A 19,284-nucleotide genomic window follows, 5' to 3' on the forward strand; every position below is an offset into this window, starting at 1 on the left:
GGACTATTCGGCGAAGGTGAGTCCGCGGGCGGCTCGTTCCTCCACCGCCGCGGCCGTCTCCTCCGCGATCAGGTCGGCGTTCACGGCCGCCCCTGTCATCACGCCGGCGCCTGCAGCGACCACGACCACCGCGGAGAGGTCGGCGGAGTTGCCCGCCGCCCATACGCCGGGCAGAGCGGTCTTCCCCGTCGGATCGGTCTCGATGAGGGTCCCCACGGGATGGTCGGTGACCGTTCCGCCGAGCTGCTCGTACAGGTCGGCGCGGGCGACGAAACGCGGTGCGACCACCACGGCGTCGACCTCGACCTCGGTGCCGTCCTCGAGCACCACGGCACGGACCTCCTCGCCGTCCGCTCGCAGTTCCGCGACGGTGCCGTCGACGATCCGCACGTCGCGCGCCTCGAGCTGGTCGCGGGCCTCGCTCTCCAGGGCGGGCGCCGAGTGGGTGAAGAAGGCGACGTCGTCGCTGAGCTGACGGAACAACAGGGTCTGGTGCACGCTCATCGGCCCCGACGAGATCACGCCGACGCGCCGGTCCCGAACCTCCCAGCCGTGGCAGTACGGGCAGTGCAGGACACTCTTCCCCCACAGTTCGCGGACTCCGGGCAGGTCGGGCAGCTCGTCGACCAGTCCCGTCGCGAGGATCAGTCGACGTGCCTGCACGGTGGTGCCGCCGGAGAGACCGATCTCGAATCCCGTGTCGCTGCGACGAGCGGATTCTGCTCGTGCGGACAGGATTTCGGCGCCGTATCCGGCGGCCTCCTTCCGTCCGAGAGCCAGCAGTTCGGTCGGCGCGATGCCTTCGTGTCCGATCACGTTGTGCGCGGCCGCGGCAGGGGCGTTGCGCGGTTCTCCGGCATCGACGACAAGCACCGAGCGGCGTGAGCGTGCCAGCGCTGTGGCGGCACTCAGTCCGGCGGAGCCGCCGCCGATCACGACGACGTCGTAACCGTCCTGTGTGGGGTTCTCCTGGGTGTTCATCGGTTCTCCTCCTTGATTGCCTGTGCGATCCACACGGTTCGGGATCCACGCACCACCAGATCTGCCCGGTGCAGCACCGAGTCGGGACCGTCGCCGACGAGTCGATCGAGCGTGTCGAGATCCTCGTCGGACACGGCGTTGTCGAGGCCGGTCCGCATCCGGCTCAGCACCGCGTGGGCGTATCGGCGTGCGGTGTCGTCGACGTCGGCACCGAGTTCGTCGCGGCGCATCTCGACCATCCCGAACCCGGCGCGACGCAGGTTGTCGCTCCAGTCGGGCCACCTGTTCCACCCTCGGGACGCCGCGGCCTCGTGACATCTCGCTTCGAGTCCCGGTGTACCGATACCGATGTCGTCGGGCAGGAATCGTGGTTGCGACTCCATCTCGGTGACGACCACCGTCCCCCCGGGTGCCATCGCCTCGGCGAGTTGCCGGAGCGTTGCATCCGGATCCTCGATGTGGTGCAGGGACAGCGCCGCCCAGGCGAGGTCGATCGCACCGACGGCCGGAAGTCCTGCATCGAGGTCGGCCTCGACGGTCCGGATCCGATCACCGAACCCGTTGTACGCGGCGGTCTTCCGGAGTCGTTCGAGCATCCCGGCGGACCGGTCGAGAGCGACGAGCTGCGCGTGGGGGAACCGGCGCGCCAGGGCGAGTGTGCCTGTTCCTGTGCCGGCGCCGATGTCGACGACGGTGCGCGGTTCGCGCTCGAGCTGTCCGGCGACCCGGTCGAGCAACGACTCGAAGTAGGGCCGGTTCATCGCGGCGTCGAGGTCGAGCACCTCGGCCATCGACTCGTCGTGCGCGTGGTCGTGCGGTGCGTGGTGGGCGTGGTGGTGCATGACTCCACGTTAGGACGCGTCATCCAGTTTCGGCATATACTCTTGCCTATGGAGCAAGAATCGTCCGATCTGGACCAACTCATCCGTCAGCGCATCCGCAGCCTGCGGCTCGCGCGGGGGTGGACCCTCGACACTCTCGCAGGCCGGTGCCACATCAGCCCGTCCAACCTGAGCCGCATCGAGACGGGCCGTCGCAGGATCGCACTCGACCAGCTCGTTCCCATCGCGCGGGCACTCGACACCACGATCGACCAGCTCGTCGAATCCGGCGAGGACCAGGACGTGGTGATCAGGCCCCAGGCGTGCGACACCCCGGGGTACACGACCTGGCTATTGTCGCGGGAACGATCACTGGGCGGCGTCACCATCGCCAAGATGCGGATCACGAAGCAGGAGCCGGTGCCGGCCGACACGCTCCCCGTGCACCCGGGGCACGAATGGTTCACCGTCCTGACCGGCACCGCCCGGCTCCAACTCGGCGAACGGACGATCCTCATCCAGGAGGGCAACGCAGCCGAGTTCTCGACGATGACACCGCACGCCATCAGCGCGCACGACGGACCGGTGGAGATCCTCACGATCCTCGATCAGAACGGGGAGCGTGCGCACCTGCGCAACCCCGCATCGCACTGAAAGGGCCGGGTTCGCCCGTCAGGCGTACAGGCGATCGACGAACGCGCCGAGATTCTCGCGGACGCGCTCGGTCTTCTCCTCCGGCTCGAGATCCTCGCGGTACCGGCTGCCCAGTGCGGGCTTCTTCTTGCCGCGCGCGTACAGCGAGCACTGCAGGTCGATGCACATGTAGGTTCCGACCGCGTTGCCCGCTCGACCCGCATCGCCGACCTTGTTCGCCGTCATCAAAGCGATGCCACCCCGGGTGTGGGTGGTGAAGCAGATCGTGCACATCTGCGTCTTGCCCGAGCCCTGCTGTTCGAACCGCATGGCGACACCCACGAGTTCGCCGTCGCGGGGGACCACGATGTAGCCGCGACCGGGGAACGACGGGTCGGTCCAGCCGAGGAAGTCGAGTTCGTCCCACGGCCGGTCGTCGAGATCGCGCGGCACCGGAAGCCGCTTCGCATCACCCTTGGAGCAGTTGACGAAGGATGTTCGAATGTCCCGTTCGGTGAGCGGGTCCATGGCGGGGACCACCTTTCGTTCGCGTATGTACCGACCCGAGGACGGTACGCGCACCGCTCACACCGGGCAAACGATTTTCGCGGCCCTCACGCCGACGAACGCGGTGCTCCGATACCCGGATCGATCGTCACCGGACCGGATGCGGTGGGCGCGACCGGGAAGTCGAAGATCGCCGTCGGAAGATACACCGTGGCACACGAATTCGGGATGTCCACGACACCCGACAAACGTCCCTCGATGGGTGCGGCCCCGAGCAGGAGATACGCCTGCTCGGGGCTGTATCCGAATTTCGTCAGATAGTCGATGGCGTGCAGACACGCCCGCTGGTACGCCAATTGCGAATCCAGATACCGCTGTTCGCCGTCGAGCGTCACGGACGTGCCGGAGAACGCGAGCCACTCGGAATACTGCGGGTCGGTGTTGCCCGGCATGAAGATGGCGTTCTCGCTCACCCCATAGGTCTCCATACCGCCGGGGATCAGATCGACGCGCAGGTCGATGAACCCGCCCATTTCGATGGCACCGCAGAAGGTGATCTCGCCGTCACCCTGCGAGAAGTGCAGGTCGCCGACCGACAGATTCGCGCCGTCGACGAAGACCGGATAGAAGATCCGGCTTCCCTTCGTGAGGTTCTTGATGTCCTGGTTGCCGCCGTTCTCCCGCGGTGGAGCGGTGCGCGCCGCTTCGGCCGCGACCCGGTCGAAATCGGCGCCCGACAGGCTGCCGAGAATCGCGCCGTTCGGCTCGGGCGGCAGCGCCAGCGCCGGCTCGCGGTCGGGATCCGTCGCGATCAAAGCAGCTTCCCGAGTGTTCCACGTCGACAGCAGTTCGTGCGACGGCGCCGTGCCCATCAGGCCGGGATGCACGATGCCGGTGAACGACACGTGGGGCACGTGGCGGCTCGTCGCTTTCTGCCCGGAGAAGTCCCAGATCGCCTTGTAGGCGTCGGGGAACTGGTCGGTGAGGAATCCCCCGCCGTTCGTCTTCGCGAAGATGCCCGTGTAGCCCCAGCCCTGCCCGGCGAGCGGACCCGAGTCCTCCTGCGGAATCGGGCCGAGGTCGAGGATGTCGACGATCAGCAGGTCGCCGGGCTTGGCACCCTCCACTGCGAACGGTCCCGACAACGCGTGCACGATGTGCAGCGGGGCATTGCGGATGTCGTCGGCGGAGTCGTCGTTGTGGATCTCGCCGTCGAACCATTCGCGGCAGTGCACGCGGAAGGAATCCCCCGGTTTCAGCATCGCGACGGGCGGGATGTCCGGGTGCCAACGGTTGTGGCCGATCTTGTCCTGATCGGTGAACCGGCGGGTCGAATCGAGGGGGAACACGACGTCGGGCACGGGACCTCCTGGAGCGGTGTCTGATTACGGGCGGTGTCGGATCACGGGCGGTGTCGGATCACGGGCGGGGCAACGTTCGATGTCGGGGATCGGTCGTGACCGGCCGCGACGGACGCCTCGACACGCCTGGGAGGGAACCCGAGACGACGTCGGGCTCGGAAGCGGTACGGGCCGTCGCGTCGTGCAGGCGCATCGCTGCCGAATCTCCCCGACCGAGACGCGGTGGGGTGAGAGAGCGACGAGACTGTTGCTCGCACCGCGGGCACGGAGCCGATGCGGAGACTTCGCTCATGGGAACGGAGACGTCGAAGGGCCCGCAGTCGGCACATCGGAACTCGTACAGCGGCATCTGCATCGCCTCTCGCGCGTCGGTGCACCGACCATAACGGACCGAGCGGAAACCCGCGTGTCTACTCCGAATCTTCCTGCCGTCCGGATCTATTCGGTGACGCGCTCCCGTTTCGTCAGCACCAGCGGTTCACCTTCGGTGATCGCGATCGTGTGTTCGCTGTGCGCGGTACGCGAGCCGTCGGCGGAGCGGATGGTCCAGCCGTCCGGGGCGTAGACGATCTTGTCCGTCCCCGCCGCGAACCACGGTTCGAGGGCGAGCGTCAAGCCGGGACGCAGCACGAGCCCACGCCCCTTACGCCCGGCGTTCGCCACGTGCGGATCCTCGTGCATGGTGCGGCCGAGACCGTGACCACCGAATTCGGTGTTGACGGGATAGCCGTACTCGGCGGCGACGGCGCCGATCGCCGCGGAGATGTCGCCCAGGCGGTTGCCGGGGAGCGCGACGGCGATACCCGCGGCCAGCGCCACCTCGGTCGCCTCGACGAGATGCCGGTCCTCGGGACGCTCCGCGCCGACGATGATGCTGCGCGCCGAATCGGCGACCCAGCCGTCGATCGAGACCGCGATGTCCATGCTGAGCAGGTCGCCGTCCCGGAGCTCGTAGTCGTGCGGGAGTCCGTGCAGCACTGCGTCGTTGACGGACAGGCAGATGACGTTGCGGAACGGTCCGCTCCCGAACGACGGCGCGTAATCCCAGTAGCACGATACCGCGCCACGTTCCTCGATCATGTCCCGTGCGCGCTGTTCGAGGTCGAGCAGGTTCACGCCGGGACGGGCGCGGCCCGTCAGGTCGTCGAGCAACTCGGCGATGAACGTACCGGTCACATCCATTGCCGCGATCTCACCGGGGGTCTTCAGTTCCAACACGTGGGCACTCCTCAGGATCACGAGACGGTATTTAAATACCACCCTATCGCGACGATCGGTATTTTCATACCGACGCGGTTAGACTGCGGGTCATGGTGCGACTCCCCCTGACCCCGGAACAGCTGGCCGCCGGCAAACGCCTGGGTGGACGGCTGCGCGATGCCCGAGGCAGCAGGACGCTCACCGAGGTGGCTCAGGCCGCCGACATCTCGCCGGAGACCCTTCGGAAGATCGAGACCGGACGACTGGCGACGCCGGCCTTCGCGACGATCGCCGCCCTCGCACGGGTGCTGCCCGTCTCCCTCGACGATCTGGCCGAACTGACCCTTCCCTGTGACGACCTGCAGCAAACCGGGTGATCCCACCCCGCATGACGTAACAGCAGCAGACATCGGCAGCGATATCAGGAGGCGTAACACCGCGACAGCGAAGGGACCCGAATGTCCATGCAGCCTCCGCCGGACGGATACGGCTACGGCTACGGCGCTCCCCCGCCACCCTGGCCCACACCGGCCCCGCCGCGACGACCGAAGTGGCCGTGGCTCGTGGGCGGTGCCCTGCTCGTCGCCGTCGTCGCCGCAGTCGCCGCTCTGGTCGTCGTCCTGACCCGCTCGTCCGATCCGGGATCGGAGAGCGCTGTCGCCGCGAGTCCGTCCCCGTCGACCGTGACGGTCACCGTGTCGCCGTCCGCGGCCCCGCCGACGGAGACGGATCCGCCCGCCCCGCGAACACAGGCGAGCCGGTCCGCCCCGAGCGGCTTCCCGACCAACGGCACCCTGAAGGTCGGGGTGGACATCGCTCCCGGTGAATACGCGCTACGCCCGACGGATTCGCTCGGTGGTTACTGGGAGCGGCTGTCGTGCCTCACGGGCGACTTCGAGTGCATCACGGCCAACAGCATCGTGCAGGGCAACAGCTACGTCACCGTGCTGCCGGGCGACCTGGCCCTGCGGATCGAGGATCTCGAACTCACAGCAACCGGCAATCCCGCGCCCGCGACCGGACCCGCACGTCCACTACCGCCCGTGTCGGCCTCCGAGGACACCGACCCCCAAGGTTTCGTCGGCATCCCCGAGGCGCGGTGCAACCACACGAATCCCGCCGTCGCCATCGGCCAGACGGCCGACTCGCTCGTCGTGGTGTGCGAGACCGGGGCCGGCCGGTACTACTACAAGGGCGTTCGTACGAACGACGGTGCGGCGATCGAGATCGACGACCCCGTGCCCTCGGGCGACGGTTTCACCGTCACGAACGCCGGTGTGCAGTACAGCATCTCGTCGCGCGCTCTAGTCATCTCCGAGGGGTCGACGGTGCTCGCCGAGGAGCCGATGCTGCAGTACTGGTCGCAGTGATCGGCGGTACCGGTGATCACCGGGGACGCGAGGCCGCCCGCCCCGCGCCGCTCTGCCACACACCGTGCACCCCGCTCGGCCCGATGCCTCGATCAAGAGCGAGCAGCAGGACGGCACATCCGATTCCCGACAGCACCAGGCTCGTGCCGAACAGCGCGGGATAACCGAACACGTCTCCGACCACACCGGCGGTGAAGCCCGCGATGCCCTGCACCACGACGATCGCGCACGCGAGCAGGGTGTAGTCGCTGCCGGCGTGGTCCCTGTCCGCGGCGTCCATCATGAGCGTGAACACCGCGACCGTCGCGGCACCGCCGAGGACGTGTTCGGCCAGGCTCGCGGAGACGATGAGCCCGAACCCGCCGTAGCCGAGCGACGCGACGACGTACAAGGCGAGGCTCGCCGTCTGGGTCACGCCACCGATCAGCAGGGCTTGCCGACGACCGCGACGGAAGCACAGCCACCCACCGAGGGCGGCACCGCCGAGAGCGCCTGCCGAGGACAGCACACCCTTGACCAGCGCGATCTGCCCGAGGGTGAGTCCCGAGTCGGACATGAACGGACCGACCATCGCCGAGCCCATCGAGTCACCGAACTTGAAGCCGCCGATGAGCAGGATGAACGCGAGCATCCCGGGGCGGTGCAGACGCGTCCACCACGCGACCGTCATGCGGGTCGCGCTTCGCGGTTCCCGATCCGTCGTGGCTCGTCGCTCCGTGCGCGGCAGTCGCCACACCGGGATCGTCGTCAGCACCAGCAGGAACGCCATCGCGAGGAACAGGCTGCGCCAACCCGCGAGGGAGAACACCCACAGCAGCGCTCCTCCGCCGACGATCATGCCGATGCGATACGCGCCGACCTGGATGCCGTTCCCCAGCCCGCGCTGTGTCGGTCCGAGCAGTTGCACGGCCAGACCGTCGGTCGCGACGTCCTGCGTTGCCGAGAGGGCGTTGACCACCGCGATGCCGACGAGCAGCCACCGCAGCGTCGACGACAGGTCGAGGCACGCCAGGATCAACGACACCGCCGACGCCGCGAGCTGGAGCGAGAGCAACCACTGCCGCCGCGTTCCGTAGTGGTCGACGTACGGCGCCCACAGGAACTTCAGCGCCCACGGTGCGAACAGCACACCCGTCGCGCTGATCGCGATCAGCGAGAAGCCGGACTCGCGGAGCACCACCGGAAGCGCCTGGGTGAAGAACCCGTACGGCAGGCCCTGCGCGAAGTACAGAGCAGCCAGCAGCGCGAGCGTGCCGGTCGGGATGCCGAGCCGGGCCGGTGCAGTCATGCGGACATGGTGGCAGAACGGTGTCGGCCGTCCCCGACGAGCATCTGTGAACCGCGCCTCGCTCTCCGATCGCGCCACCGCCGATCACCCGAGGCGCAGCTCACGTCGCGGCCGATGGGAGGATGGTGCCCGTGCCGATGCCCTCACCGTTGCCCGTCAGGAACGGGGTCGGGCCCACGCGACTGCGTGTTCCGACCTCCGGTCCGTGGTCGACGGTCGCCGAGTACGTCGTCGCACGCTTCGACCATCTCGACGCCGACGATCTCTACCGCCGCTTCGACGCCGGCGAGATCGTGGGGATCGACGGAGAACCCATCGGTCGCGGCACCGAACTCGGAGCGCACCGGTTCGTCTGGTACTACCGCGATCTGCCCGTCGAGGAACCGGTGCCGTTCCACGAGGAGATCCTGCATATCGACGACGACCTCGTCGTGGTCGACAAACCGCACTTCCTGCCCACCACCCCGGGTGGGCGCTACCTGCGCGAATCGGCACTGGTCCGACTGCGGACCCGCCTCGACAACCCCGATCTGACACCGATCCACCGGCTCGACCGGGCGACCGCCGGGCTCGTGATGTTCTCGGCCCGGCCCGAGACGCGCGGCGCCTACCAGTCGTTGTTCGAGAAGCGCCGGGTCACCAAGGTGTACGAGGCGGTGTCCGCACTGCCGGCGGAATGGGATCCGGCAGCGCCGCAGATCGCCGGACGTCCGGTCCCCGTGCTGTACCGCAATCACATCGAGGCGCGACGCGGTGAGTTGCGCGTCGTCGCCGACGACACCCGCGAACCCAACTCCGAGACCCTGATCGAGGTGCTCGGATCCGGGTTGAACAGGTCGGGACGGGCCGTCCTGCACACCCTGCTGCGCCCGCACACCGGTCGGATGCATCAGCTGCGAGTACACCTGGCGGCGCTCGGTATCGGGATCCTCGGCGACCACTGGTATCCCATGCTGCTGCCCGAGACACCGGATGACCATTCGCTCCCCCTCCAATTGCTCGCGCGCGAACTCGAATTCGTCGACCCCTTGTCAGGGGTCGAGCGTCACTTTTCCACCCGGCGCAGCCTGGCCGAAGCACCGACCACGCAGGACTGAAGGCGCCCGAACGGATCCTGCTCGATCCTCCGAAAACTCCGACATGCCCGGCTTCACGAAATACGCTGGTAGGCATGACCAAGGTCGTCGACGGTTACCTCCGGTCGCCACTGTCGGGCATCGCACCGTGGATCCTCATGTCCGTCCTGTCGGCCCCGGGACGGTTCGAGGAAGCGGTGTGTTTCGCTCTCGGCCTCGTCCTGCTGACGATGTGGGTGGGCGCGCGACGCGGCATCAAGATACACGCCCTCGACGTGTTCGGCGCGGCGTTCTTCGTCGTGCTGGCCGCGGTGGGCCTCATCGCGTCGGACGGTGTCATCGACTGGATGGAGATCTGGGCGGGTGAACTCACCAACATCGCGCTCGCGGTGTTCGTCGTCGCCACCCTGATCGCGCGCAGACCGTTCACACTCCCCTACGCGAAAGAGGACACGCCCCAGGAATACTGGACGTCTCCCCTGTTCATGAAGATCAACTACGTGATCTCCGCGGTCTGGGCCGGTGCGTTCACCTTCTCCGCCATCGTCGGATTCATCGGCGACGCCGTGATGCACGACCCGGGCAACTTCTGGACCGGCTGGGTGCTCCAGCTCGCGGCGATCTTCTTCGCGGTCTCCTTCACCGAGTTCTACCCGGACTACGCCGGAGCGAAGTTCGCGGCGTCGCAGGGCGAGTCCGAACCCGCGCCGTCGCTCCTGAAGCTGATCGACTGGATACCGACGTTCGTGCTGGTCGCGGGGATCTTCGGGTGGGTCACCGACTCGATACCGGACGCGGTCGGGATCGGCATGATCGTCGTCGGCATCATCGGCAGCGCCGTGATCGGCAGACTCTCACCGAAGACCGAGAAGGCCTCCACGTGACGCGGTGCCCTGGCGCCCAGGGGTGCGGATCGGGCCCGATTCGATTCGGATCAGCGATGAGCATTATCGGTCTCGATCTCGGTGGCGGTGTGTACCGTCGGGCCGGTGGCAGCGAACAGGACCCGAGTGTCTCGCGTCGTGATGATGTGCGGCCCGGCCGGTGCAGGCAAGACCACCTACGCCAAGCGCCTGGAGCGCGCGGGCTGGACGCGTCTGTCGTACGAGGTGGAGTTCTGGGATCGCGGGATCACGACCATGCCCTCCGCCGACGTGGTGGCCGAGGTATCAGCAGACCTGAAGGCGCGCTTGCTTCGCTATGTCACGGCGGGGAACGATGTCGTGCTCGACTTCGGATTCTGGTTCCGGCGACAACGTGACGAGTTCCGCGCACTTCTCGCACCGCAGGGCATCGTGCCGGAGACCGTTTACATCGCAACGGATCTCGAGACCATCCTGAGCCGGGTCGGCAACCGGCACGGGAGGTGGGCGGACGACTGGCCGCTGACCGAGCAGACGGCGACGGAGTACTTCGAGCGGTTCGAGCCGCCGACGCCCGAGGAAGGACCGCTCGACGTGGTCCGCTAGGCCGCGAGCTGCGCGGAAGGACGCTCTGCCGGTTCCTCACCCACCGCACGTCGCATACCGACCACGTAGAGCAGCACTCCCACGACGATCCACGTGACGAGGGTCAGGAGTGCCGCGAGTCCGCCTGCGCCGTCGAAGTATGCGGCCGAGCGCACGAGGGTTCCGGCAGCACCCGGGGGAAGGATCTGACCGAAGGTGCCGAGTCCGGACGGCAACCATGCCGACGTCGTCGCGATACCGGCCAGCGGATTGCCGAGGAACATCATGGCCATCGCACCGATGGTGAACCCCTTGGCACCGAAGGACTTCTGGAGTCCGGCCAGCGGAAGTGCAAGGGCGGCGATACCGAGGGCCATGGATCCCGCGACCGGCCCGAAGGTCGATTCGATGCTTCCGAAGGCGAAGGTGAGGATGGACGCGACGACGATGCCACCGACTGCGGCGAAGACGAGCAGGCCGGTCAGGTACCAGCCGTCGCTGCGCGGCAGGATCTTCCGGAATGCGACGACCGGGACGATGCCACCGAAGACGAGCGGGAAGGCGAGGCCACCGATACCGACACCGGTGGGGTCGGATTCCGGCAGCGGGACGACGTCCTCGACGGTCACGTCGGTCCCGATCGCTCCGCCGACCGCCTGCGCGGTGCCGGCGAGCGAACCGGAGATGGCGGTCGAGCCCGCGCCGGCGACCAGCGTGCGGACGCCCGACTCGTCGACGACGAACCCTCCGATGACGTCGCGGTCGTGGATGGCGTCGCGCAGTTCCTGTTCGGAGGCGAACCGCTGCGAGGTGTAGGCGTCGGGGGCGGCCGTCGCGAGCGACGTCTCGAATCGATCTGCTGCCGCGGAGGTTCCGACGATGCCGACCTGCAGGTCGTGTGGTCCGCTCTTCAGCGACGGCATGATGAAGACCAGCAGCATGAGTACCAGGATCACCCCGAGCCCGCATGTCATCCCCAGTAGCGCCAGCGCGGGGTGAGGCTTGCGCGCGGTGGAGTCACCCGCGTCGGGAACTGTCGTCGTAGCGGCGTCTGCCATCGCGTCTTCCTTGTCCGACCATCGTTAAGTGGATGATTTTCCTCCACTTCTATCGGAGAATATTCCTCCGGTTAGGATGGACATGTCAAGCGAAGTTCCTCACAGCCCGGTCCGGAAGGAAGGGAACCGATGCGCGCCGATGCCGCGAAGCGTCGTCAGCTGATCGTCCAGGAGGCGCGTCGACTGTTCGCAGCCCACGGCAGCGACGTCGCACTCGAAGCGGTCGCGGAGGCCGCCGGAGTCGGCATCGCCACCCTCTACCGGAACTTCGAGTCCCGGGCCGCGCTGGCCGACGAGGTCGCGCTCGCGATCCTCGGCGACATGCGTGCAGCGGGCACCGAAGCCCTGGAGCGGGTCGGCTCATCCCCCGAGGACGCCTGGGTGGGCTACGTACAGCGGCTGGTCGAACTCGACCTGGGCGCCCTCTCCGCGACCCTCGCCGAGTTCGTGACGGACGAGATCTCCGGATCGGTGCGCGACGCCCAGGCGCAGACGCTCACCGGGGTCGAGGAGCTGCTCGACGCGGTGCGGGCCGCCGGCATCGTGCGTACCGACCTCCACGCACTGGAACTGGTCCTGGCCATCGGACTGATCACCCGCCCCCTACCCGAGGCGATCCGCGCGGCGACCCCGGATCTCGTTCCGCGATTGGTGTCGATCGTCCTGGCGGGCATGCGACCGTCGTGAGCCGCGCGCACACCGGCGTCCCTTCGTATCCGCGGGCGTAGGATCACAATCAGCCGGTGTCGGCGGCGCTCGATCGCGGGAGCGGACATGGGCAGGTCGACGGTCCTGGACCACGCGCGGGCAGCGTTCCGCGCGCGCGAGTGGCCACGTGCCCTGGACGGATTCCGCAGCGCCGACACACTCGCTGCCCTGTCCGCGAACGACCTCGATCTGTTCGCCCGAGCGGCGTACCTCGCAGGTCACGACGACGACAGCGTCGCACTGTACGAGCGCGCCTTCGCCGCATCTCGAAACCGGAGAAACCGAGAGTGCGGGCCGCAGCGCCTTCTGGCTGTGCTTCCTCCTGATGGGACGCGGAGAGGTGGCACGGGCCGGTGGCTGGCTGGAGCGAGCCCGACAGTCGGGTGTCGCCGACCGACCGGACTGCGCGACCAGCGGCTTCCTGATGATCCCCGGAGCAGTGCAGCAGATGTACGCGAACCGGCCGACCGAGGCACTGCCGATCTTCACCGCAGCTCAGCGCATCGGACGGGCCTGCCACGACGCCGACCTTCTCGCTCTCGGCTCACTGGGCATCGGACAGTGCCGAGTCCTGCTCGGCGACGTCGACGGCGGGCTGCGGACACTCGACGAGGTGCTCGTCGCCGTCGGATTGGGCGAGGTCTCGCCCGTCGTCTCCGGCCTGGTGTACTGCGCGGTCATCGAGACCTGCTACGGCACATATCATCTGCAACGGGCGAAAGAGTGGACTCGGGCCCTCGGCCGCTGGTGCGACGATCAGTCCGGACTCGTGCCCTTCCGGGGACAGTGCCTGGTCCATCGCGCCCAGATGCTGCAACTCGAGGGCGACTGGTCGCAGGCGATGGACCTCGCCCGCCTCGCACTGCAGCGGCTGTCGGATCCGCCCGGTCAACCCGCGATGGGAATGGCCCTGTACGAGCAGGGCGAACTGCATCGTCTACGCGGTGAGTTCGCCGAGGCGGAAGCCGCCTACAGGTCAGCGGGCATGTACGGGCAGGAGGTACAGCCGGGTCTTGCTCTGCTGCGTCTGAGACAGGGCGACACCACCGCAGCGGTCGCCGGAATCCTCCGGGGTCTCGGCGAAGCCTCGAATCTCGACCGGCCGCGGATGCTCGCCGCCCACACGGAGATCGCGCTCGCCACCGGAGATGTCGCCGCAGCCCGGCGCAGCACCGACGAACTCGAGACGCTGACCCGGACGCAGGACGCCCCTGCACTGGCAGCGATGGCCGACCACGCGCAGGGCTCGGTCCTGCTCGCCGAAGGTGACCCCTGCGGCGCCCTCGAACGGCTGCGGCGATCCGGCAGGCGCTGGCGTGACCTCGGTGCACCCTACGAACGTGCCCGGGTACGAGTGCTACAGGGTCGATGCTGCGCCGCACTCGGCGACGACGATGACGCCCGGCTCGAATTCGACTCGGCAGCATCGGTTTTCCACGATCTGCACGCGTTGCCGGATCTGCGTGAGCTCCGCGGTCCCGAACTCGCCGACGCACCGAACGGGCTGACGCCCCGGGAGGTCCAGGTGTTGCGCGCCGTTGCCACGGGCAAGACGAATCGAGCCATCGCCCACGAGTTCGTCATCAGCGAGAAGACGGTGGCCCGGCACCTGAGCAACATATTCACCAAGCTCGAGGTGTCCTCACGAGCGGCAGCGACGGCCTACGCGTACGAGCATCGCCTGCTCTGACTGGGTAGAACTGCCCATACGCCGCCACCTTCGATTGCGAATTCCTTCCGACGCGGCCGACGGACAGCAGTAGCTAACGTCGTCGGTGTAGTTCCCTCACCCCGGGGAGTCGTCATGACCGTCCACAGCGCACCCCAGCAGATCGACACCGCCGTCATCGGCGCAGGTCAGGCAGGCCTGTCCGCCGGTTACCATCTGGCCCGTCGTGGCCGTCCGTTCCTCATCGTCGACACGTACGGACGCATCGGCGACAACTGGCGCTGCCATTGGGACTCGCTACGCCTGTACAGTCCCGCCGGCTACGACGGACTGCCCGGCATGTCGTTCCCGGGCGACCCGCACCGCTCCCCCACCAAGGACGAGCTCGCCGACTACCTCGAGTCCTACGCCTCCCGCTTCGACCTGCCCGTGCTCGGCAACACCCGGGTGCGCCGACTCTCCCACGACGGTGACCGGTTCGCCCTCGACTGCGGCGACACGCGGATCGAGGCGAACAACGTCATCGTGGCCACGGGCACGTTCGGTCGAACCCCACGCGTCCCCGACTTCGCTTCCGAACTGGATCCCGAAATCGTGCAGTTGCATTCGAGTGGATATCACGATCCGTCGCAGTTGCGTGACGGTCCGGTACTCGTGGTGGGAGCCTCTCATTCCGGCAGTGAGATCGCCTACGAGCTGGCGGCGTCCCATCCGACGATCCTGTGCGGACGCGACACCGGGCAGTTGCCGGTGCGTGTGGACAGTCCCGCCATGCGCGTGCTGTTCCCGGTCCTGTGGTTCGTGTGGGGACATGTACTGTCCGTACGCACCCCGATGGGACGACGTGCTCGCGAGGACGAACGGCATCACGGCGCGCCGCTGCTGCGAATCCGCCGGCGGGAGCTGGCCGCGCGCGGCGTCACCCGGATCACCGAGCGGGTGACCGGCGTGGACGAACTCCGCCCCGCACTGTCCGACGGCCGGATTCTCGACGTGACGAATATTGTGTGGTGCACCGGATTCCGTCAGAACTACGACTGGATCGACCTACCGGTGCTCGACACGGATGGCTGGCCGCGCGAGGAACACGGCGTGGTTCCCTCGGTGCCCGGCTTGTACTTCACCGGTCTGTGCTTCCAGTCGTCATTCCGGTCGATGCTCGTCGGCGGCGCCGGCGCGGACGCGGAGTACGTCGTCCGTCACCTCGTCGCACACGGCGCACCCACGTCCCCCGGAACGGATCCGGATCGGCACAGGACGCGTTACACGACGAAGCGGATCCACCGCGTCGCCGTCGGCTACGACGTAGTCCTCGGCCATCGAGTCGGCCGACGTCAGAGCGCCCGTTCGAGTCCAACCTGGGTGCAGCCGTAGCCGAGCCGCGCCCCGAACATCCGAGCCCGCTCGTCGGACGCGTCCACGGCGATCTGCGCGAGCGTGGCACCCCGGTTCCGGCCGTGATCGTGGGCCCACTCGAGCATGGCTGTGCCGATGCCGCGGGAACGTTCGGACGAGGCGACCCGGATTCCTTCGACGAGCAGGCGGGTGGCACCACCACGGAACAGACCCGGCACGATCGTCAACTGCATCGTGCCGACGATCCGGCCGACCTCGTCGCGCACCACCGCGAGGTAGTGCGAGGGGTCGCGGGCGACGGCGTCGTAGGCCTCTTCGTATCGGGCGAGTTCCGCACCGTCGCAGGGGGTCTGCTCGTCGTCGGAGAGCAATGCGACGATCGCCGGTACGTCGGATCGACCGGCACGTTGCACCCGATAGCTGCTGTCGCCCAACCGGATCTGCCCGCCGACCGATTCGCGGGCGCGGGCCTGCAACCGGGCGATGAGCAGGTCCAGCCAGCCACCGACGTGCCGTCGAGCCTCGACGGTATCGGGATAGCGGCACCGCAGGTGCAGACCCGAGTCGTCGAGGATGAACCACAGCATCACCCCGTCGGTGCGGATGGTCGCGCCGACGTACTGCGCCTCGAGGCCGGTGGCGTCGACCCGGACGGGAAGCCTGCGCAGGTCCAGCCAGGAGATCGCGAACATGCCCGGGACCTCCGGCATACCGCCCCACGGGCGCAGGATGTCCTCGAGGGGCCAGGATCCGAGCCGGACCGCCTCCTTGACGGCGTCCGCGGCCGCGCGAGGTTCGGGGACGGACGATTCGAGCACCGAATTGGTGATGAACCAGCCGACGGAGTCGTGCCAGGTGGCGTCGTACCGGCTGTGCACCGGGAACACCGCCCGCAACGGGACTCCGGCCAGTTCGAGGGTCACCTCGGTCATGGCCGCGACCACCAGCGCGAGGGTGGACACCCCGTCGTCCTTGGCCTGGGAGGAGAAGGCGGCGCTGTCGTCGACGTCGAGCACGTCGCGCACCTCCACGCGTTCGCGTTGGAGACTCGCCACTCCGAGGGAGAGCGGGAAGCGCGGCATCACGTCACCGCTGGCGGCGAGCACCTCGGCCCAGCGCTCGTGGACTTCGGCGGGTGCGGCCGGACGGTCCTGCAGTGCCCGGGTGTGTTCCGCGAAGGCCGGTGTCGGCGACAGGGACGGTTCCCGTCCCGCGCGCACGGCGGCGAGGGCAGCGAGCAGGTCGCGGGCCATCACCAGCATCGACCACATGTCGACGTGCGAGTGATCGGCGGCCACCACGACGGTCGGTTCCGTAGCGGTCTCGAGCACGCATAGTCGGTGCGACGGCCGATTGTAGGGCGAACATGCGCTGTCGAGGACGTCCCGGAGGGCGTCGTTGACGGCCTGACCGGGGCCGATCGGATGTTCGACCCAGCCGCCCGGGCGGAACTCGGCCTCGTGCAGGCGCGGCTCACCGTCGTCGCCGTGGGTGAACACCGAGCGCAGGGTGCCGTGCCGCGCGATCACCGCCAGCCACGCGGCCGCGAGGTCGTCGGGCGAAACCGGCTCGAACAGACGGAAGGACAGAGCCATCCAGGAGCCGGGACGATCGCCTGCGCCGACGTGCCGCCGCTGGTCGAACGACACGGGAAGCGCCCGGCCGAGCCCCGCGACGGTGACGTCGTAACCGAGCAGTCGGCCGAACGGCAGGCGCAGGTGCGCCACATTTGTCAGCCGCATGCCGGGTATCCTAGGCGCCTTCTCCAGCAACTGCTTTCCGACATCGGGAGACGACGTGCCGACCTTCAGTGTGCCGGGAGCCGAACTCGACGTGGAGCTGAGCGACGAGGGTGGCCACCCGGTCGTCCAGCTCCACGGACTGACCTCGAGCCGCCACCGCGACCGCCTCATGGACCTCGACCTGGGCCGCGGGCTCAGCGGCACTCGACTGTTGCGCTACGACGCGCGGGGGCACGGCCACTCGACGGGGCGTGCGGTGCCGGAGGACTACCGCTGGCCGGTGCTCGCCGACGACCTACTGCGGCTGCTCGATCACTACTTTCCCGGAGAGCGGGTGCACGGGGTCGGGCCGTCGATGGGCACCGGGACCCTGCTGCACGCGGCGGTGAAGGATCCGGAGCGGTTCAGCAGCCTCACGCTGTTGGTGCCGGCGACCGCCTGGGCCACCCGCACCGCGAAGGCCGCCGAGTACCGGGCCGCCGCCGATCTCATCGAGCAGCAGGGACTGGCGGCGTTCCTCATGCGCGATCTGAATGCACCACGTCCACCGGCCACCGTCGACGCGCCGGAGACCGCCCCCGACGTCACCGAAGAACTGCTGCCGTCGCTGTTCCGGGGCGCCGCGCTGAGCGACCTGCCCGATCCGGAAGACGTGTCCGGCATCGACTTTCCGGTGACGGTGCTGGCGTGGATCGACGACCCCGCCCATCCGGTGTCCACGGCGGAAACGCTCGTGGGTCTGCTCCCCCACGCGAAGCTGGAGATCGCGCACACCCCGGCCGATCTCGCGCAGTGGCCGAGCATCCTCTGCGAGGACGTCGCCCGGCACGGTTGATTCCGTCGGCATAACGATTTCGGTGTTCCCGACCTCGATATACGGGGTCGAGAACACCGAAATGCGGATGACTACGGAGGAACGCCCCGACGGCGTTCGTCAGACGTTGAAGCGGAACTCCACCACGTCGCCGTCGGCCATGACGTAGTCCTTGCCCTCCATGCGGACCTTGCCCTTGGCCTTCGCCTCGGCCATCGAACCGGCCGCGTCGAGGTCGGCGAAGGAGACGATCTCGGCCTTGATGAAACCGCGCTCGAAGTCGGTGTGGATCACGCCGGCCGCCTTGGGAGCGGTGTCGCCCTTGCGGATGGTCCAGGCACGCGATTCCTTCGGACCCGCCGTCAGGTAGGTCTGCAGACCGAGGGTGTGGAAACCGGCGCGCGCGAGCTGCTTCAGACCGGCCTCGGTCTGACCGATGGATTCGAGCAGCTCCATCGCCTCGTCCTCGTCGAGCTCGAGGAGCTCGGACTCGACCTTGGCGTCGAGGAAGACGGCGTCTGCCGGTGCGACGGCCTTGCGCAGCTCCTCCTTGCGCTCCTCGTTGGTGAGGACGGCCTCGTCGGCGTTGAAGACGTACAGGAACGGCTTGGCGGTGAGCAGGTGCAGGTCGCGCAGCAGCTCGCCCTTCACCTCGGCCTGGGCGGAGAAGATGGTGCGGCCGTCCTCGAGGATCGCCTGCGCCTTCTTCGTCTCCTCCAGCTGAGCGACGAGTTCCTTGTTCTTCCGGGACTCCTTCTCGAGCCGCGGCAGTGCCCGCTCGATCGTCTCCAGGTCGGCGAGGATCAGCTCGGTCGCGATGACCTCGATGTCGGCCATCGGGTCGACCTTGCCCTCGACGTGGACCACGTCGGGATCGTCGAACACTCGCACGACCTGGCAGATGGCGTCGGCCTCGCGGATGTTGGCGAGGAACTTGTTGCCCATGCCCTCACCGGCGGAGGCGCCCTTGACGATGCCGGCGATGTCGACGAACGACACCGTGGCCGGAAGGATGCGCTCGGAACCGAAGATCTCGGCGAGCCGGTTCAGCCGCGGATCGGGCAGTTCGACGACGCCGACATTGGGCTCGATGGTGGCGAACGGATAGTTCGCTGCCAGCACATCGTTCTTGGTCAGCGCATTGAACAGCGTCGACTTGCCGACGTTGGGAAGACCGACGATTCCGAGGGTAAGGCTCACGGAATCGGTATTCTACGCGGCCGCCCGCCGCTCATTTCACCCGCACGGCTCA

The 19,284-nt window shown here is 68.0% G+C and carries 20 protein-coding genes; 10 read left to right on the top strand and 10 right to left on the bottom strand.

The window, feature by feature from the left end; genetic code table 11:
- Positions 1-3: 3 nt before the first annotated feature.
- Both BLV31_RS19675 and BLV31_RS19680 read right to left on the bottom strand, forming a co-directional pair.
- A complete protein-coding gene (locus tag BLV31_RS19675; protein WP_006550657.1) occupies positions 4-981 on the bottom strand; it encodes an NAD(P)/FAD-dependent oxidoreductase in 978 nt (325 codons plus the stop codon).
- A complete protein-coding gene (locus BLV31_RS19680; protein ID WP_019287985.1) occupies positions 978-1,823 on the bottom strand; it encodes a class I SAM-dependent methyltransferase in 846 nt (281 codons plus the stop codon). The genes BLV31_RS19675 and BLV31_RS19680 overlap by 4 nt, the downstream gene beginning before the upstream one ends.
- 48 nt (positions 1,824-1,871) lie before the next feature.
- On the opposite strand from BLV31_RS19680, the gene BLV31_RS19685 reads away from it, so the two are divergent.
- Complete coding sequence (locus BLV31_RS19685) at positions 1,872-2,456, top strand: helix-turn-helix domain-containing protein (protein ID WP_019287984.1); 585 nt, start codon at positions 1,872-1,874, stop codon at positions 2,454-2,456.
- An 18-nt stretch (positions 2,457-2,474) separates the two neighbouring features.
- On the opposite strand, the gene BLV31_RS19690 is transcribed toward BLV31_RS19685, so the two are convergent.
- From BLV31_RS19690 to map, 4 genes are all read right to left on the bottom strand, one after another.
- On the bottom strand, positions 2,475-2,963 hold the full coding sequence (locus BLV31_RS19690) for an FBP domain-containing protein (protein WP_064060511.1): 489 nt from the start codon (positions 2,961-2,963) through the stop codon (positions 2,475-2,477).
- Positions 2,964-3,049: 86 nt separating this feature from the next.
- Positions 3,050-4,303, bottom strand: a complete 1,254-nt coding sequence (fmdA, locus tag BLV31_RS19695) for a formamidase (RefSeq protein ID WP_006550661.1) — start codon at positions 4,301-4,303, stop codon at positions 3,050-3,052.
- Positions 4,304-4,361: 58 nt separating this feature from the next.
- Positions 4,362-4,658 carry an FmdB family zinc ribbon protein gene (locus BLV31_RS19700; protein WP_308257054.1) on the bottom strand — a complete coding sequence of 99 codons (297 nt, stop codon included), beginning with the start codon at positions 4,656-4,658 and terminating at the stop codon, positions 4,362-4,364.
- A gap of 83 nt (positions 4,659-4,741) precedes the next feature.
- On the bottom strand, positions 4,742-5,521 hold the full coding sequence (map, locus tag BLV31_RS19705) for a type I methionyl aminopeptidase (protein WP_064060530.1): 780 nt from the start codon (positions 5,519-5,521) through the stop codon (positions 4,742-4,744).
- Between the two features lie 92 nt (positions 5,522-5,613).
- Between map and BLV31_RS19710 the strand changes: the two genes are divergently transcribed.
- Both BLV31_RS19710 and BLV31_RS19715 read left to right on the top strand, forming a co-directional pair.
- Positions 5,614-5,880, top strand: a complete 267-nt coding sequence (locus tag BLV31_RS19710; protein WP_006550664.1) for a helix-turn-helix domain-containing protein — start codon at positions 5,614-5,616, stop codon at positions 5,878-5,880.
- 81 nt (positions 5,881-5,961) lie between these two features.
- Positions 5,962-6,873, top strand: a complete 912-nt coding sequence (locus tag BLV31_RS19715) for an Rv1352/Rv1906c domain-containing protein (RefSeq protein WP_139192972.1) — start codon at positions 5,962-5,964, stop codon at positions 6,871-6,873.
- A 16-nt stretch (positions 6,874-6,889) separates the two neighbouring features.
- Here BLV31_RS19715 and BLV31_RS19720 read toward each other — a convergent pair whose 3' ends face one another.
- The gene (locus tag BLV31_RS19720) at positions 6,890-8,161 is read right to left on the bottom strand and encodes an MFS transporter (protein ID WP_064060513.1); all 1,272 of its coding nucleotides are present in this window, start codon (positions 8,159-8,161) and stop codon (positions 6,890-6,892) included.
- A gap of 122 nt (positions 8,162-8,283) precedes the next feature.
- Here BLV31_RS19720 and BLV31_RS19725 point away from each other — a divergent pair, with 122 nt between their 5' ends.
- The 3 genes from BLV31_RS19725 (at position 8,284) to BLV31_RS19735 (ending at position 10,706) form a co-directional block, all read left to right on the top strand.
- Positions 8,284-9,258: a pseudouridine synthase gene (locus BLV31_RS19725; protein ID WP_064060514.1), complete on the top strand. Its 975-nt coding sequence runs from the start codon at positions 8,284-8,286 to the stop codon at positions 9,256-9,258.
- 74 nt (positions 9,259-9,332) lie between these two features.
- Entirely contained in the window at positions 9,333-10,121 is a 789-nt protein-coding gene (locus BLV31_RS19730; RefSeq protein WP_064060515.1) for a DUF3159 domain-containing protein, read from the top strand.
- A gap of 105 nt (positions 10,122-10,226) precedes the next feature.
- Positions 10,227-10,706, top strand: coding sequence for a P-loop nucleotide/nucleoside kinase family protein (locus BLV31_RS19735; RefSeq protein ID WP_248846198.1), 480 nt, complete (start codon positions 10,227-10,229; stop codon positions 10,704-10,706).
- Here the strand turns inward: BLV31_RS19735 and BLV31_RS19740 are convergent.
- On the bottom strand, positions 10,703-11,743 hold the full coding sequence (locus tag BLV31_RS19740; protein ID WP_064060517.1) for a hypothetical protein: 1,041 nt from the start codon (positions 11,741-11,743) through the stop codon (positions 10,703-10,705). The genes BLV31_RS19735 and BLV31_RS19740 overlap by 4 nt on opposite strands.
- Before the next feature lie 129 nt (positions 11,744-11,872).
- Between BLV31_RS19740 and BLV31_RS19745 the strand changes: the two genes are divergently transcribed.
- From BLV31_RS19745 to BLV31_RS19755, 3 genes are all read left to right on the top strand, one after another.
- Positions 11,873-12,430, top strand: coding sequence for a TetR/AcrR family transcriptional regulator (locus BLV31_RS19745; protein WP_039586379.1), 558 nt, complete (start codon positions 11,873-11,875; stop codon positions 12,428-12,430).
- Between the two features lie 346 nt (positions 12,431-12,776).
- On the top strand, positions 12,777-14,141 hold the full coding sequence (locus BLV31_RS19750) for a helix-turn-helix transcriptional regulator (RefSeq protein WP_248846199.1): 1,365 nt from the start codon (positions 12,777-12,779) through the stop codon (positions 14,139-14,141).
- A 114-nt stretch (positions 14,142-14,255) separates the two neighbouring features.
- Positions 14,256-15,494: a flavin-containing monooxygenase gene (locus BLV31_RS19755; RefSeq protein WP_248846200.1), complete on the top strand. Its 1,239-nt coding sequence runs from the start codon at positions 14,256-14,258 to the stop codon at positions 15,492-15,494.
- Here the strand turns inward: BLV31_RS19755 and BLV31_RS19760 are convergent.
- The gene (locus BLV31_RS19760; RefSeq protein WP_064060518.1) at positions 15,455-17,218 is read right to left on the bottom strand and encodes a GNAT family N-acetyltransferase; all 1,764 of its coding nucleotides are present in this window, start codon (positions 17,216-17,218) and stop codon (positions 15,455-15,457) included. The two genes, BLV31_RS19755 and BLV31_RS19760, sit on opposite strands and share 40 nt — an antisense overlap.
- Positions 17,219-17,273: 55 nt before the next feature.
- Here BLV31_RS19760 and BLV31_RS19765 point away from each other — a divergent pair, with 55 nt between their 5' ends.
- A complete protein-coding gene (locus tag BLV31_RS19765) occupies positions 17,274-18,053 on the top strand; it encodes an alpha/beta fold hydrolase (protein WP_064060519.1) in 780 nt (259 codons plus the stop codon).
- A 99-nt stretch (positions 18,054-18,152) separates the two neighbouring features.
- Here BLV31_RS19765 and ychF read toward each other — a convergent pair whose 3' ends face one another.
- Entirely contained in the window at positions 18,153-19,232 is a 1,080-nt protein-coding gene (gene ychF, locus BLV31_RS19770) for a redox-regulated ATPase YchF (RefSeq protein WP_016693933.1), read from the bottom strand.
- Between the last annotated feature and the right edge of the window lie 52 nt (positions 19,233-19,284).

The organism is Rhodococcus pyridinivorans (assembly GCF_900105195.1).
In the GTDB taxonomy this organism is placed as follows: domain Bacteria; phylum Actinomycetota; class Actinomycetes; order Mycobacteriales; family Mycobacteriaceae; genus Rhodococcus; species Rhodococcus pyridinivorans.